Source organism: Nocardioides humi, from assembly GCF_006494775.1.
Lineage (GTDB): Bacteria > Actinomycetota > Actinomycetes > Propionibacteriales > Nocardioidaceae > Nocardioides > Nocardioides humi.
In genome coordinates this window covers 5011202-5025696 of the sequence record NZ_CP041146.1, presented here as the reverse complement: position 1 = coordinate 5025696, position 14495 = coordinate 5011202, and the positions used below count along the sequence as shown (strand labels likewise).

The 14495-nt window shown below is 71.5% G+C and carries 15 protein-coding genes; 6 read left to right on the top strand and 9 right to left on the bottom strand.

Annotated elements, in window-relative coordinates:
* Nucleotides 1–6 precede the first annotated feature (6 nt).
* The 3 genes from FIV44_RS24260 to yczE form a co-directional block, all read right to left on the bottom strand.
* Entirely contained in the window at nt 7–1236 is a 1230-nt protein-coding gene (locus tag FIV44_RS24260) for a toxic anion resistance protein (protein ID WP_141006692.1), read from the bottom strand.
* A gap of 107 nt (nt 1237–1343) precedes the next feature.
* Entirely contained in the window at nt 1344–2258 is a 915-nt protein-coding gene (locus tag FIV44_RS24255; protein ID WP_141006691.1) for a hypothetical protein, read from the bottom strand.
* A 29-nt stretch (nt 2259–2287) separates the two neighbouring features.
* On the bottom strand, nt 2288–2950 hold the full coding sequence (gene yczE, locus FIV44_RS24250) for a membrane protein YczE (RefSeq protein WP_141006690.1): 663 nt from the start codon (nt 2948–2950) through the stop codon (nt 2288–2290).
* A 61-nt stretch (nt 2951–3011) separates the two neighbouring features.
* Between yczE and yczR the strand changes: the two genes are divergently transcribed.
* From yczR to FIV44_RS24240, 3 genes are read left to right on the top strand one after another with little or no spacing between them, the layout of a single operon-like run.
* Complete coding sequence (gene yczR, locus FIV44_RS24245) at nt 3012–4472, top strand: MocR-like transcription factor YczR (RefSeq protein ID WP_141006689.1); 1461 nt, start codon at nt 3012–3014, stop codon at nt 4470–4472.
* A gap of 52 nt (nt 4473–4524) precedes the next feature.
* Entirely contained in the window at nt 4525–5757 is a 1233-nt protein-coding gene (locus FIV44_RS30825) for a hypothetical protein (protein WP_181410802.1), read from the top strand.
* Nucleotides 5754–6149, top strand: a complete 396-nt coding sequence (locus FIV44_RS24240; RefSeq protein ID WP_181410801.1) for a fibronectin type III domain-containing protein — start codon at nt 5754–5756, stop codon at nt 6147–6149. The genes FIV44_RS30825 and FIV44_RS24240 overlap by 4 nt, the downstream gene beginning before the upstream one ends.
* Before the next feature lie 96 nt (nt 6150–6245).
* On the opposite strand, the gene serA is transcribed toward FIV44_RS24240, so the two are convergent.
* From serA to FIV44_RS33370, 5 genes are all read right to left on the bottom strand, one after another.
* Nucleotides 6246–7835, bottom strand: coding sequence for a phosphoglycerate dehydrogenase (gene serA, locus FIV44_RS24235; RefSeq protein ID WP_141006687.1), 1590 nt, complete (start codon nt 7833–7835; stop codon nt 6246–6248).
* Nucleotides 7836–7941: 106 nt separating this feature from the next.
* A complete protein-coding gene (efeB, locus tag FIV44_RS24230; RefSeq protein WP_141006686.1) occupies nt 7942–9207 on the bottom strand; it encodes an iron uptake transporter deferrochelatase/peroxidase subunit in 1266 nt (421 codons plus the stop codon).
* The gene (efeO, locus tag FIV44_RS24225) at nt 9204–10400 is read right to left on the bottom strand and encodes an iron uptake system protein EfeO (protein WP_141006685.1); all 1197 of its coding nucleotides are present in this window, start codon (nt 10398–10400) and stop codon (nt 9204–9206) included. The genes efeB and efeO overlap by 4 nt, the downstream gene beginning before the upstream one ends.
* Nucleotides 10401–10403: 3 nt before the next feature.
* The gene (locus FIV44_RS24220) at nt 10404–11003 is read right to left on the bottom strand and encodes an FTR1 family iron permease (protein WP_281285885.1); all 600 of its coding nucleotides are present in this window, start codon (nt 11001–11003) and stop codon (nt 10404–10406) included.
* Between the two features lie 5 nt (nt 11004–11008).
* On the bottom strand, nt 11009–11257 hold the full coding sequence (locus FIV44_RS33370) for an FTR1 family protein (protein ID WP_281285762.1): 249 nt from the start codon (nt 11255–11257) through the stop codon (nt 11009–11011).
* Nucleotides 11258–11377: 120 nt separating this feature from the next.
* On the opposite strand from FIV44_RS33370, the gene FIV44_RS24215 reads away from it, so the two are divergent.
* On the top strand, nt 11378–11830 hold the full coding sequence (locus FIV44_RS24215; RefSeq protein ID WP_141006684.1) for a MaoC family dehydratase: 453 nt from the start codon (nt 11378–11380) through the stop codon (nt 11828–11830).
* 137 nt (nt 11831–11967) lie between these two features.
* On the opposite strand, the gene FIV44_RS24210 is transcribed toward FIV44_RS24215, so the two are convergent.
* On the bottom strand, nt 11968–12606 hold the full coding sequence (locus tag FIV44_RS24210) for a DsbA family oxidoreductase (protein WP_141006683.1): 639 nt from the start codon (nt 12604–12606) through the stop codon (nt 11968–11970).
* 120 nt (nt 12607–12726) lie between these two features.
* Here FIV44_RS24210 and FIV44_RS24205 point away from each other — a divergent pair, with 120 nt between their 5' ends.
* Nucleotides 12727–13653, top strand: a complete 927-nt coding sequence (locus FIV44_RS24205; protein ID WP_141006682.1) for an ABC transporter ATP-binding protein — start codon at nt 12727–12729, stop codon at nt 13651–13653.
* Nucleotides 13650–14465 carry an ABC-2 transporter permease gene (locus tag FIV44_RS24200; RefSeq protein WP_141006681.1) on the top strand — a complete coding sequence of 272 codons (816 nt, stop codon included), beginning with the start codon at nt 13650–13652 and terminating at the stop codon, nt 14463–14465. Before FIV44_RS24205 ends, FIV44_RS24200 begins: the two co-directional genes overlap by 4 nt.
* Nucleotides 14466–14495: the final 30 nt, after the last annotated feature.

Genomic DNA, 14495 nt, shown 5'->3' with positions numbered 1-14495 from the left:
CTCGGATCAGCCGATGTCGAGCGTGCCGGCGGCGTTGCGCTCGTCGTGCTGCCGGACCCGCTCGAGGTACTCCTTCGACTTGGCCACCTCGGTCTCCAGCACGCCGATCGTGGTGGACATGTTGTCGAGCGCCTTGAGCTTGAACTCGTCGATGGAGTCCATCGTGGCGTAGATGTTGGCGAACGCCGCCTGCAGCTGCTCCATCCCGATCGTCGACGACGCGGCCTGCTCCTGGATGGCGGCGGAGTTCTCCTTGAGCATCTCCGAGGTCCGCTGGATCATCGCCGAGGTCGTCGTGTTGAGCGCGGTGATCTGGTCGAGGACGAGCTTCTGGTTGTTCAGCGCCTGCGCCACGATGACCGCCGTCCGCAGCGCGGAGATCGTGGTCGTGGTCGCCCGGTCGACGCCCTTGATGAGCTCGATGTTGTTCTTGATGATGATGTCGATCGCTAGGTAGGCCTGGATCGACACCGCCAGCTGGGTGAGCAGGTCCTGGTGCTTCTGCCGGACGTAGAACAGCACGTCCTGGCTGAGCGTCTTGGCCGTGTCGGGGTCGCTCAGCTCGAGCTCGGCGATCTTGGCCGACAGCTTCGCGTCGAGCTTCTCCGCGACGTAGATGTACTGGTTGAGCCGGCCCATGACGCCCCAGAGGTTGGTCTTCTCCAGGTTGAGCGCCACGTTGTCGCGGGTCAGCTCGTCCTGGCCGCTGCGCAGCGCGTGCAGGATGCCGTTGAGCTGGCTCTGCGAGGACTGGTACTTGCGGAAGTAGTCCTCGATCTTGTCGTTGAAGGGCAGCTTGTCCCACCACTTCTTCACCCCGGTCGCCTGACCGGGGTCGAGGTCCTCGACGGTACGACGCAGCTCGAGCAGCGTCTTGCCGACATTGGAGCCCTGCGCGATGCCGCCGGACTTGAGCGCGTTCACCGGCTTGTCGAGCATCCGGTTGGACGTCTCGGCCGCCTTGCGGATGTCGGCGTCGCCCATGGTGCGGACGTTCTCGGCCTGCGCCGCGAACTCCGGGCTGCCGGCCTTGGTCGAGGTCAGCGAGGTCAGGAAGCTGTCGACCTTCGCGTCGAGCTCGGGCACCATCGTCGCCTCGACCTGGGGCGCCATCTTCGGCGCCTGGGTCTCCACGACCGGGGCCGGAGCCTCCGGCGCCGTCAGCGTGATGGCGGGCTCGGGGGGTGCGAGCGGGCTGGGCTCGGGTGCAGCAGCCTGGGAACCGTCGGTGGTCATGGCCCCGAGCCTATCCAGCGAACCCTCCTCCCATGCAGGGTCAGGCGCGCAAATCAGGGTCCGGCTAGGGGAATCCCCGGCGGAATCACGGCGGAATCACGGCGGAATCACCGCAGCGCGGACCGCAGCAGCTGGGTGGACGCGGCAGACAGGTCCGGGTCGCGACGCTCCACGGCGCGCAGCGCCAGGTCCCGGATCCCCGGCGTGAGGCCACCGGTCACCTTGAGCTCGGCGAAGGCCGCGGCGACCACGAGGAAACCGTGCTCGTACTCGTCCTCCTCGGCGAGCTCCGCCAGCGAGGCGAATCCCGACTCCACCGCCTCGCGCTCCACGAAGTCGAGGATGTCGATGGGGCGCTGATCGAGGTAGGTCGCCAACAGGTCCGCGCCCGTGTCATTGCCGTGCGGCGCCTCGTCGTCGGCCGGGTCCCAGTAGAACGGGTCGTCGAGCAGGGCCCGCGCCTCGGGCGCGTAGAGCGACCAGTCGACGTCCACCACTTCCCAGGGCGCCATCGCGGCCCACCGCGCCTGCGCCCGATCGCGCAGCTCGGTCATCGTCGCGGTCAGCTCCTCCGGGGTTCCGGGCAGCTGCTCCAGCCTCGCGTTCAGGTGGGCGAGCAGGCGAGGCAGGTCGAGATCGTCCCCGCGCTTGACCCGGCGATCGAGCCCGGCGATCGCCGTGACCACCTCCCGCGCGGCCGTTGCGAACACTTCCGGGGTCTCGTCCGGGCCGAGAGCGTCGTAGTCGGACAGCTCGCTCACGATCCGTACGTCGACCCGGTTCGCCTTGCGGCGGAAGGTCAGCGCCGGACCTCTCTGCCGCTCCTCCTCGTGCCCGCTCCCCCAACCGGCGCTGCCCTCGGGCCTGTCGGGCGCCTGCGGATGCCCGGTGAGAAGCAGGTCTGCCTCGATCCGCTCGACCGCCTCACCGACGGGCGGGAGCCCTTCGGTGAGGAAGTCGCCGACGTCGCCGAGCCAGCCACCCCCGCCGTACGGCGACCTCGCCATGACCTCGATCCGCATGACCGGAGCATGGCAGGCCTACAACCGGATCAGCCCTCCAGGTCCACCAGGAACCACGGCATCATCCACTGGGCGATCGGCCCGATGCCCAGCGCGTAGGCGACCGTCCCGAGGCCCAGGGTGCCGCCGAGGAGCAGGCCGATCACGACGACGGCGACCTCGATGCCGGTCCGCACCAGCCGGAGGGAGAGCCCGGTACGACGCGCCAGGCCGGTCATCAGCCCGTCGCGCGGGCCGCGGCCGAGCTGGGCGCCGATGTAGAGCGCGGTGGCGAGCCCGCAGAGGAGGATGCCGCCGGCCATCAGCGCGATCCGGGCGAGCAGGCCGTCCGGGGCGTCGAACATCGCCAGGGTCGCGTCGGCGGAGAGGCCGACCACGATCGCGTTGGAGATGGTGCCGAGGCCGGGCTTCTCGCGCAGCGGGATCCAGAGCACGAGCACCACGAAGCTGAACAGCACGACCGCCTGGCCGAGGGTGATCGGGACGTGGCGGATGAAGCCGGAGTGCAGCACGTCCCACGGCGCCAGGCCGATCGCGCCGAGCACCATCAGGGCCAGGCTGACGCCGTAGAGCCACAGGCCGACGTACAGCTGGACCAGGCGGCGGGGCAGGCGGCCGGCGCGCAGCTGCGCGACGGGGCCGAGGTCGGCGAGCTGGGCGGCGACGCGTGGAGTGGGCGCGGCGATCGACATGATCCCAGCGTGACCGCGATTGGACTGTTGTGAAATAGCCAATCGTGGTCTACTGGCCACTATGGAGCAGGCCACTTCGCTCGCGGCGACGCGCCTCGCCTCCCTCGTGGAGGGCTTCGACCGCGCCCCCGCGTACGCCGGCCTCGCCGACGCGCTGCGCGAGCTGATCGGCGACGGCCGGATCGGGTACGGCACCCGGCTGCCGAGCGAGCGCGACCTCACCGAGGCGCTCGGGGTCTCGCGGACGACGGTGACCCGGGCGTACGCCGTGCTGCGGGACTCGTCCTACGCCGAGGCGCGCCAGGGTGCCGGGACGTTCACCCGGCTGCCCGGCGGCCGGACGCGCGCACTCGACCGGGCGCTGTGGCCCAGCGACGTCGGCAACGGGGTGATCGACCTGGTCTGCGCGGCCGCCACCGCTCCCCCGGGCATCGCCGCCGTCTACGCCGAGGCGGTCGCCGACCTGCCCACCCACCTCGGCGGGCACGGCTACTTCCCCGCCGGCATGCCGGACCTGCAGGCCGCCATCGCCGCGACGTACGACGCCCGCGGGCTGCCGACCTCGCCCGAGCAGATTATCGTCACCCCCGGCGCCCTCGCGGCCACCGCGGTGGTCGGCAGTGCCCTGGCCGGTCCGCGGGAGCGGGTGCTGATGGAGTCGCCGACGTACCCCAACGCCGTGCAGGCCCTGCGCGCCGGCGGCGGCCGGCTCACCACGATCGCGCTCGACCCGTCCGGCTGGGACCTCGACGCCGTCGCCACCACCCTCGCGCGGCACCGGCCGCGGCTGGTCCACGTGATGCCGGACTTCCACAACCCGACCGGCCTGGTGATGTCGGACGCCGATCGGGAGCGGTACGCCCGGCTGCTCGCCCGGCACGACGCCGTCCCCGTGGTCGACGAGGCGCACCACCTGCTGGCCCTCGACGACGGCGCCGAGGCCGGGACACCGTTCGCGGCGTACGCGAAGGACGCGGTGTGTGTCGGCAGCGCCAGCAAGAGCATCTGGGGCGGCCTGCGGCTCGGCTGGATCCGCGCGCCGCACGCCCTGGTCGACCGGCTCATCCGCGCCCGGGTGGGCCTCGACCTCGGGGTTCCCGTGCTGGAGCAGCTGGTGCTGACCCGCCTGCTGCGCGGCGACCTCGACGCCGTCGTATGCGGACAGCGGGCGCGGCTGCGCGAGCAGCGCGACGCGATGACCGCCGCGCTGGCCGAGCACCTGCCCGACTGGGAGTTCCGGATGCCTGCCGGGGGGATGGCGCTGTGGTGCCATCTCCCCGTCGCCGGCGCCACTGCACTGTCCACCGAGGCGGAGCGGCACGGCGTACTCCTCGCCCCCGGCCCGTCCTTCGCTCCCGAGGGCGGACTCGACCGCTACGTGCGGCTGCCCTACGCGATCGCGGCGGCCGAACTGGTCGAGGCGGTACGCCGGATCGCGGACGCCTGGGCGGTCGTCACGGCTGCCGGCGGGTCGCGGCGGCCGACCCCCGAGGGTGGGCCGGATCCGGTCCTGGTCGCCTGATTGCGACGAATCCCTATCGTCTGCGACGACGGGGAGGATCACCATTCGTGACGTGCGAGTGCTCCTGGGAATCGTCACGTCCGACCGCCGGCTGCCGGGCGGCCTGGCCCTGCTCCTGATCGTCGGCCTGCTGCTGACGCCGGCAGCGCCGGCGCGGGCCGTGGTCGGCCTCGGCAACGACAACCGCGCCAACGCCCTGCTGTGGGAGTACGGCCACACGTACGGCGACAGTACCGCCGACGCGACCAACGAGGCCGGGGAGACCGGCGCGCTGTCCGGCTGCGACGGCCCCCAGCCGACCGTGCCGTCCTCGGCACACTCGGTCTGGTTCAGGTTCACGCCCTCGCGGACCGCGATCTACGTCTTCGACGTCACCAGTGCCGGCTTCGACACGGTGCTCTCGATCGAGACCAGTGCCGGCAGCACCATCGCCTGCAACGACGACAAGGTCACGGGCGACACCAAGTCGAAGGTCGCGAAGGAACTGATCGCCGGCCAGACCTACTACATCCGGCTCGCCGGCTGGTCGACCGCGTCCGGTGCCTACATCATGACGATGAGGGCCCTGCCGCCCATGAACAACGACCGCGCCGACGCGACGTACCTGTCCACGTCGCTGGACCACGCGGCCGTCTCACTCCTCGAGGCCGACACCGAGACCGACGAGCTGGACCCGCCCGGGTGCGAGTACGGCATGCAGCAGACCGTCTGGTTCAGGTACCACGCCAACTCCACCGGGCGGCTGAGCATCACCAACCACTGGGTCCACGGCACGCGGATGCGCCTGTTCGAGGTGACCGCCGGAGATCCGCAGGTGATGGTCTGCGACAGCTACCACGACGGTCTCACCGGCGACGACGGCCTGATCAACCAGTACGTCACCGCCGGTCGCGACTACCTGCTCCAGATCGGGCGTCCCTCCGGGGGATCGATCCAGGGCGGCACGAGCATCTCGACCTCCTTCGCGGCCTCGCTCCGACCCGCCAACGACTCCTTCGCCACTCCGACGACCCTGACCGGATCCACCGGAGCCGTCGACGTCGAGGCGGCCCAGATGACCACCGAGCCGTGGGAGTTCCCCCTCTACGGCGCCACGGTCGGATGGCGCTCGGCCTGGTACCGGTGGACCGCACCGTCGAGCGGGACCCTGAGGCTCACGTTCCCGCCCAACGGTCAGAACGTGCTGGTCTGGGCCGATGTGGCCTACCCGGAGCTCCTCGACAGGGACGGACTCGGCACCATCACCTACCCCCGGGCGGCGGGCACCTCCGCACCGTCGAGGTGACCAAGGGCACGACGTACCGGATCCTCGCCGACTGGCGCTCGCCCGCCTCGTTCACCGTCGCCTATGTCTTCACCTCCAACGGCACCGACGACACCCCGCCGGCCACGGCTCCTCGCCAGGTCACGGCGCCGAGCGTGAAGGTCAAGAAGCGCAAGGCCGTCGTCTCGTGGGCCGCCCCCGCCGACGGCGGCGCGGCGATCACCGGCTACACGCTGACGCTCCAGGTCAAGGCCGGTCACCGCAAGCGCACCGTGGTGCGCCAGGTCGACGCCGGCCGACTGCGGGTGGTCCTCAAGCGGCTCAAGCCGGGCAGGTACAAGGTCAGCGTGAGCGCGACCAACGCCGCCGGCACCTCGGCCCCGAGCCCGGTCGTCAGGTTCCGGGTGCGCTGAGCGGCGTACTTCGTGGCCGGTTCTGGCGCTTGTTGACCGTTGCAACGGGCGGGAAGCGCAGGAATCACCGCCGAGGCGGTGATTCCTGCAGCCGCGTCAGACCAGGTCGACGGCCCGGATGGAGGTCGCCTCGATGGCCGTCTCGATCTGGGTGAGCGTGTCGGCGGGGATGGCGGAGTCGACGGAGAGGGCGACCAGCGCCTCGCCGCCCTTGGTCTCGCGGGAGACCTGCATGCCGGCGATGTTGACCTGGGCCTCGCCGAGGATCTGGCCGACGGTGCCGACCATGCCGGGGCGGTCGACGTAGGTGAAGAACGCGAGGTGCTCGGTCGGCTCGATGTCGACGATGAACCCGTTGACCTCGACCAGCCGCTCCCGCTGCGCGATCCCGACCAGGGTCCCGCTGACCGAGACCTGGGTGCCGTCGGCGAGGGTGCCGCGCAGGGTGATCAGGTTGCGGTGGTCGCCGCTCTCGCCGTCCATGACGAGGCGTACGGCGATGCCCCGCTCGGCCGCGAGCAGCGGGGCGTTGACGTAGGAGACCTGGTCCTCGACGACGCTGCTGAACACGCCCTTGAGGGCCGCGAGCTCGAGCACCTTGACGTCGTGGTCGGCGATCTCGCCGCGGACCTCGACGTCGAGCTGCTGGGCGACCTCGCCGGCGACGGCGGTGAAGACCTGGCCGAGCTTCTCGGTCAGCGGGATGCCCGGGCGGACGTCCTCGGCGATGACGCCGCCCTGGACGTTGACCGCGTCGGGGACCAGCTCGCCGGACAGGGCGAGGCGGACCGACTTCGCGACGGCGATGCCGGCCTTCTCCTGGGCCTCGTCGGTGGAGGCGCCGAGGTGCGGGGTGGCGACGACGTTCTCGAGCTCGAAGAGCGGGCTGTCGGTGCACGGCTCCTTGGCGAACACGTCGAGCCCGGCGGCCGCGATCACCCCGGTCTTGAGGGCGTCGTAGAGCGCGTCCTCGTCGACGATGCCGCCGCGGGCGGCGTTGACCAGGACGAGGGACGGCTTGGCCTTCGCGAGGGCCTCGGCGTCGATCAGGCCGACGGTCTCGGGCGTCTTGGGCAGGTGGACGGACATGAAGTCGGACTCGGCCATGAGGGTGTCGAGGTCGACCAGGCGTACGCCGACCTGGGCGGCGCGGCCGGCCGGGACGTACGGGTCGTAGGCGATCACGTTCATGCCGAACGCCGCGAGGCGCTGGGCGACGAGGACGCCGATCCGGCCGAGGCCGACGATGCCGACGGTCTTCTCGAACAGCTCGATGCCGGTGTACTTCGACCGTTTCCACTCCCCGCCCCGAAGCGCGGCGTGGGCCGGCGAGACGTGGCGGGCGGCGGCGAGCATGAGCGCCACGGCCAGCTCGGCGGCCGAGACGATATTGGACGTCGGCGCGTTGACGACCATGACGCCGGACTGGGTGGCGGCCTTGACGTCGACGTTGTCGAGGCCGACGCCGGCCCGCGCGACGACCTTGAGCCGCTTGGCGGACGCCAGCGCCTCGGCGTCGACCTTGGTGGCCGAGCGGACCAGGATCGCGTCGACGTCGACGATGGCGGGCAGCAGCTCGGCGCGGTCGGCGCCGTTGCAGTGGCGGATCTCGAAGTCCGGTCCGAGCGCCTCGACGGTGGCGGGGCTCAGCTCTTCGGCGATCAGAACGACGGGGCGGTCAGTCACAGCGGGGTCCTTGCGGGATCGTGCGGGTGGAGACGGCACGGCGCTGTGCGTGAGCGCCAGCCTACTCGTACTCGCGGTTCGTTTCTAACGTGTGAACGAGGAGTGGTCAGGCGAACAGCGCCTGGCCGACGTACTCCCCCTCGCCGACGCCGGGAGGGACGGCGAAGAGCGCCTGCCCGGTGAACCGGAGATACTCCATGAGCGCGTCGGTCTTCGACATCGCCCGCTGGAGCGGGATGAAGTGGGTGCGCGGGTCGCGGACGTAGGCGATGAAGAACAGCCCGGCGTCGAGGCCGCCGACGTCGTTGCTGCCGTCGACGAAGTTGTAGCCGCGGCGCAGCATCCGCACGTTGTCGTGCGCGCGGGGGTGGACCACCCGGACGTGGGCGTCGACCGGGATGAGCGGGCCGGCGCTGCCCCGGATGTCGAAGTCGGGGACGCTGAACTCCTCGCCGCCCGAGAGCGGGGCGCCGGTCCCCTTGGTGCGGCCGACGAACTGCTCCTGGGCGTCCAGCGACTGCCGGTCCCAGACCTCGATCGTCATGTTGATCCGGCGGGTGACGAGATAGGAGCCGCCCGCGAGCCAGGCGGCGTTCGGGTCGTCGTCCGCGCCGACCCACACGTGCTGGTCGAGGGCGGCGGCCTCCTCGGCCTTGATGTTGGCGGTGCCGTCCTTGAACCCGAACAGGTTGCGCGGCGTCGACTGGCTCCGCGAGGTCGTGGACGTGCGGCCGAAGCCGAGCTGGGACCACCGCACGGCCGTCGTACCGAACCCGATCCGGACCAGGTTGCGGATCGCGTGGACGGCGACCTGCGGGTCGTCGGCGCAGGCCTGGATGCAGATGTCGCCGTCGCTGCGGGCGGGGTCGAGGACGTCGGCGGAGAAGCGGGGCAGCCGCTCGAGGGCGGCGGGACGGCGCTCGGCGATGCCGAAGCGGTCGTTGCCGTCGGCGTCGGCGAACAGGCTCGGTCCGAAACCGAAGGTGACGGTGAGCCCGCTCGGCGGCAGGTCGAGCGCCTCGCCGGTGTCGTCCGGCGGCGCGTTGCCGGGCCCGTCGACGGCGCCGACCGGGCCCGCGGAGGTGCCCCGGGTCATCCGCTCGGCCGCCTCGGTCCAGGCCTCCAGCAGCGCCACGAGCCGGTCGCGGTCGTCGGTCGTGACGTCGAGGGCCACGAAGTGCAGGCGGTCCTGCGCCGGCGTGACGATGCCGGCCTGCCGCTCGCCCCGGAACGGGTACGACGCCACCGCACCCGACACCGGCTCGGCATCGGGTGCGGCGAGCCGCCCGGCGGCGAAGGCGCCGGCCACCCCGGCGGCGGCCGCGCCACCGCCGAGGAGACCGCGCCTGCTGACGCGTGGCTTCGGGGTCAGGAGGTCACCGCCGCCGTGAGCTTGGAGAGCGGCTCGGAGAGGGCGTTGACCGCGTCGGTCATCTTCTTGGTGTCGTCCTTGGTGAGCTCGGTGTAGAGGACGAAGCCCTCACCGTCACGGTACTCGTCCAGCAGCGCCTGCAGCGCCGCGAACTTCGTGGTCAGCTCCTCGGCCAGCGCGGCGTCCTTGGTCTCCAGCAGGCCCTGGACGCCCTCGTAGGCGACCCGGGCGCCGTCGACGTTGGCCTGGAAGTCCCACAGGTCGGTGTGCGACCAGGCCTCCTCCTCGCCGGTGATCTTGCCGTTGGCGACCTCCTCGAGCAGGCCGATCGAGCCGTTGGCGATCGCGTCGATCGGGTACTCCAGCGCGTCGGCGCCGGTGGCCTGCACCCGCTTGTCGAGCTCCTGGGTGTTGGCGAGCAGGTCGTCGGCGTACGTCGCGCGCTCCTCGGGCGTCAGCGCCGTGTAGCCCTTCGCCTCGGCCGGCCACAGGTCCTTCTCGATCCGGTGCCAGCCGGTCCACTCCTCGCCGGCGGCGAAGTCGACGTCGGCCTCGCGGGCGTCGGTCTTGGGGTCGAGGTCGCCGAAGGACTCCGCGACCGTCTCGATCCGCTCCCAGTGCTCGCGCGCGACCGGGTAGAGCGCCCGCGCGTCGTCGTCCTTGCCGTCCTTGTAGAGCTGGACGAACTCCGTCGTCTTCGCCAGCAGCTGGGCGGACTGGTCCTGGACGTAGGCCCGGTAGTTGTTCTGCGCCTGGTCGATGAGCTCCTGGTCCGAGGCGCTCACCTCCTGCTCCTCGTCGGAGTGGGTGACGGTGAAGGCGGCGCGGATGCCCTCGCCCACCATGCCCGGCTTGCAGGCGGTGAAGTAGTCGCCCTCCGGAGCGTTGACGGTGAGCTTCTTGGTCAGGTTGGGGCCGATGTTCTCGACCTCGCCGACGATCCGCAGCCCGTCGCTGCCGAGCAGGTAGAACTCGGTGACGTCCGAGCCGGTGTTGGTGACGTTGAAGGTCAGCGTCCCGGCCGGCGCCTCGCCCGAGGAGAGCTCGCAGGCGTCGGCGCTCGACGTGACCGTCAGCGCCCGGGCGTTGCCCTTCGCGTCGCCGCCGTCGCCGTCGGAGGCGTTCTCGGTGCAGGCCGCGAGGGCGGGGACGACGGCCAGGGCGGCCACCGAGGCGAGCAGGGTCTTGCGCATGGTTCAGTGCTCCTGAGTCTGGAGGTTGGGTCGGAAGATGCGAGTGCGGAAGAGGAACAGGACGCCCACCGGCACGACGTACAGGACCCAGGCGAGGGCCTCGAGCCTGGTCGTGGCGGGCGAGAAGTTGAAGACGCCCTTGAGCAGGGTGCCGTACCAGGACGAGGGCGGGATGACGTCGGAGACGTCGAAGGCCAGGCTGTGCAGGCCGGGCAGGATGCCGGCCTCCTGCAGGTCGTGGATGCCGTAGGCGAGCACGCCCCCGGCGACGAGGATGAGGAAGGCGCCGGTCCAGGTGAAGAACACGGTGAGGTTGAGGCGGATCGCGCCGCGGTAGATCAGGTAGCCGAGGGCGACCGCGACGAGGATGCCGAGCAGCGCGCCGACCAGCGGCTCCCAGGTCGGGGTCACCGAGCCGACGGCGTCGCGGGTGCCGGCCTGCGTGGCCGCCCACAGGAACAGCGCCGTCTCCAGGCCCTCGCGCCCCACGGCGAGCATCGCCACGACGGCGAGCGACCAGCGTCCACCCTCGGCGGCCCGGTCGATCTGGCCGCGGAGCTCGGCGCCGAGGCCGCGGGCGGCGGCCGACATCCAGAAGATCATCCAGGTCACGAACGCCACCGCGACGATCGACAGGGTCCCCCGATCGCCTCCTGCGCCTCGAACGTCAGCCCGCGCGGCCCGAACGTCAGCGCGGCGCCGAACGCCAGCGAGGCCGCGACCGCCAGCGCGACACCCGCCCAGATCCGCGGGAGCAGCTCGCGACGCTCCGACTTCACGAGGTAGGCCACCAGGATGCTGACCACCAGCGCGGCCTCGAGGCCTTCGCGCAGGCCGATCAGGAAGTTCGCGAGCACAAAAGGGCAATGTACGCCTGTTTGCTTAGGCTGGCCTCACTTGTCTCGGCATGACGTGGGTCACATCGCAGCCGCTAGGCTCGGCCGCAGGGATTCGACGAGCGCGCGAAGGAGCCAACCATGCGGGTTTTCACGACGTTCGAGGAGCTGACCGAGGCAGCGGGAACCGACCTCGGAGCGAGCGACTGGGTCACCATCGACCAGCGCCGGGTCAACCAGTTCGCCGACGCGACCGGCGACCACCAGTGGATCCACGTCGACCTCGAGCGCGCCAAGGAGGGCCCGTTCGGCGGCACCATCGCCCACGGCTATCTCACGCTCTCGCTGGTGCCGTGGCTCGGCAGCCAGGTGTTCACGCTCCGCACGCCCGGCGCGAAGCTGAACTACGGCGTCAACAAGGTCCGCTTCCCCGCGCCCCTGCTGGTCGGCAAGCGGATCCGGCTGCACGTCCGGCTCGGCGAGGTGGTCGACATCCCGAGCGGCAAGCAGCTCACCGTGCAGCACACGGTCGAGATCGAGGACGAGGAGAAGCCGGCCTGCGTGGCGGAGACGGTGGTCCTGCTGCTGCCGTGAGGGGCTGCATGAATCCCGGATGTCCGGGGATTCATGCGCTTGTCAGGCGTTGCAACCCCTGACAAGCGCATGAATTGCCCGACAAGTCCGGCCGGGCGGGGCAGTCCGGGGCCGGCCAGCCGGGAGTCAGAGCACGGTCAGGCCTGGCTGTCCCAGGCCTGCGCGAGCGCCTGCTCGAAGAGCTCGGTCGGCTGGGCGCCGGAGATGCCGAACCGGCCGTCGAGGACGAAGAACGGGACACCGCTGGAGCCGTACGCGCGCGCCTGCGCGACGTCGGCCATCACCTCGTCGCGGAACTCGTCGCTGCCCAGCACCTCCTCCACGCGCCCGGCATCGAGCCCGGCCGCCGCGGCCGCGCGGCGCAGCACGTCGTGGTCGCCGAGCGACTCGCCGCGGGTGAAGTACGCCGCCAGGATCTCCTCGAGCAGCGCCTGCTGCCGTCCCTCCGACCGAGCCAGGTGGAGCAGGCGGTGGGCCGTGAGGGTGCGGGCGTGCAGGGCGTCGGCGTGCGCGAAGTGGAGTCCCTCGGTGGCGGCGACCTCGTCGGCCTGGGCCATCATCGCGCGGGTGCCGGCCTCGTCGGCGCCGAGCTTGCGGCCGAGCACCTGGACGGTGGTCTCGGTGCCGACCTCGGGTGCGAACGGGTCGAGCTCGTAGGAGCGGTACACCACCTCGACCTCGTCGCGGTGGTCGAAGGAGGCCAGGGCCTTCTCCAGCCGGCGCTTGCCGATGTAGCACCACGGACAGACGACGTCGGCCCAGATCTCGATACGCACGACGCCCCAACGCGTCGTACCCCTGATTGCTTCCCCTAGGGGCCACCGGGGCGACCTCAGGGGCGGGTCAAGGGATCTGCCCGAAGCGCCGCACGCCCGCCGGCCGCGAGGCTTCCGGTCATGATCACAGTCGAGTCCCTCACCAAGTCCTACGGCAGCTTCACCGCCGTCGACGACGTGTCGTTCACCGCGCAGCCGGGCCGGGTCACCGGGTTCCTCGGCCCCAACGGTGCCGGCAAGTCCACCACCATGCGGGTGATGGTCGGCCTGACCGCACCCGGCCACGGCGAGGTCCGGGTCCTCGGGCGCCGCTTCGCCGACCTGCCCGACCCCGGCCGCGAGGTCGGCGTCCTGCTGGACGCCTCCGCCCAGCACGCCGGGCGCACCGGCCGGGAGATCCTCACCATCGCCGCCCTGACCATGGGCCTGCCCCGCACCCGCGTCGACGAGATGCTGGAGCGGGTCAGCCTGACGCCGGACGAGGCCAGCCGCCGGGTCCGCAACTACTCCCTCGGCATGCGCCAGCGCCTGGGCATCGGTACGGCGCTGCTCGGCGACCCCGAGGTCCTCATCCTCGACGAGCCCGCCAACGGTCTCGACCCGGCCGGCATCCGCTGGATGCGCGACCTGCTCCGCGGCTTCGCGGACCAGGGCGGCACCGTGCTGCTGTCGTCCCACCTGCTGCACGAGATCGAGGTGATCGCCGACGACCTCGTGGTGATCGGCAACGGCCGGATCGTCGCGCAGGGCACCAAGGAGGAGCTGCTCGCCGGCGCCGGCACCCTGGTCCGGGCCGCCGACGGCGCGGCGCTGGCCGCCGCCCTGCAGGCCGCCGGGATCACCGCCCGCCCGACCTCCGGCGGCGCCGTGCTCGCCGAGGCCGACCTGACCCGCGTCGGCCGCGCCGCCTTCGCGGCCGGCATCGCCGTCACCGAGCTCCGGGCCGCCGACGGCGCGGGCCTGGAGGAGATGTTCCTGGCGCTCACCGCCGAGAGCCAGCGCGACACCGTCACGACCACCGACACCCAGCAAGGAGCAGCGGCATGACCGCCACCGCCGTGGAGGCAGCAGCCCTCCCCGATACCACGACCGCGCGCCGCCCGGCGCCCGCGCCGACCCCGTTCCGGCGGGTGCTGCGCGTCGAGCTGCGCAAGATGTTCGACACCCGCTCCGGCTTCTGGCTGATGGCCAGCATCGTGATCCTCTCCGTGATCGCGACCGGCGCCACGATCATCTTCGGCGACCGCGACACGCTGACCCTGGAGGACTTCGCGTCCGCCGTCGGGATCCCGATGTCGGTGATCCTGCCGATGATCGGCGTGCTCTCGGTGACCAGCGAGTGGAGCCAGCGCACCGCCCTGACGACCTTCACGCTGGTGCCCAGTCGCGGCCGCACCATCGCCGCGAAGCTGATCAACGTGCTGGTGATCGGCGTCGTCGGCATGGCCGTCGCCATCGCGGTCGGCGCGGTGGGCAACCTGGTGGTCAGCAACGCCGTCGGCGTCGACACGAAGTGGGACGTCACGCTCACGTCCCTCGGCCAGATCGTGCTGGCCAGCGAGATCGGCATGCTGATCGGCTTCGTGCTCGGCCTGGTGATCCGCTCCTCCGCCGGGGCGATCGTCGGCTACTTCGTGTTCGCGCTCGTGCTGCCGGGCATCTCCGGCGCGCTCGCGGAGGTGCAGACCTGGTGGGCGGACAACGCCCCGTGGTTCGACGTCAACGCCGCGACCTTCCCGCTGTACGACGAGAGCATGACCGGCCAGATGTGGGCCCAGCTCGGCGTCTCCTCGCTGATCTGGCTGGTCGTCCCCGGCCTCATCGGCCTACGCCTGATGCTCCGCTCCGAGGTCAAGTAGCACCGACCCGGCGCAACCCGACCCGCGTAC

Bases quoted from the DNA above. Each gene is read 5' to 3' on its own strand.
- FIV44_RS24260 (WP_141006692.1), bottom strand. From the start codon at position 1,236: ATGACCACCGACGGTTCCCAGGCTGCTGCACCCGAGCCCAGCCCGCTC.
- FIV44_RS24255 (WP_141006691.1), bottom strand. From the start codon at position 2,258: ATGCGGATCGAGGTCATGGCGAGGTCGCCGTACGGCGGGGGTGGCTGG.
- yczE (WP_141006690.1), bottom strand. From the start codon at position 2,950: ATGTCGATCGCCGCGCCCACTCCACGCGTCGCCGCCCAGCTCGCCGAC.
- yczR (WP_141006689.1), top strand. From the start codon at position 3,012: ATGGAGCAGGCCACTTCGCTCGCGGCGACGCGCCTCGCCTCCCTCGTG.
- efeO (WP_141006685.1), bottom strand. From the start codon at position 10,400: ATGCGCAAGACCCTGCTCGCCTCGGTGGCCGCCCTGGCCGTCGTCCCC.
- FIV44_RS24220 (WP_281285885.1), bottom strand. From the start codon at position 11,003: ATGATCTTCTGGATGTCGGCCGCCGCCCGCGGCCTCGGCGCCGAGCTC.
- FIV44_RS24215 (WP_141006684.1), top strand. From the start codon at position 11,378: ATGCGGGTTTTCACGACGTTCGAGGAGCTGACCGAGGCAGCGGGAACC.
- FIV44_RS24205 (WP_141006682.1), top strand. From the start codon at position 12,727: ATGATCACAGTCGAGTCCCTCACCAAGTCCTACGGCAGCTTCACCGCC.
- FIV44_RS24200 (WP_141006681.1), top strand. From the start codon at position 13,650: ATGACCGCCACCGCCGTGGAGGCAGCAGCCCTCCCCGATACCACGACC.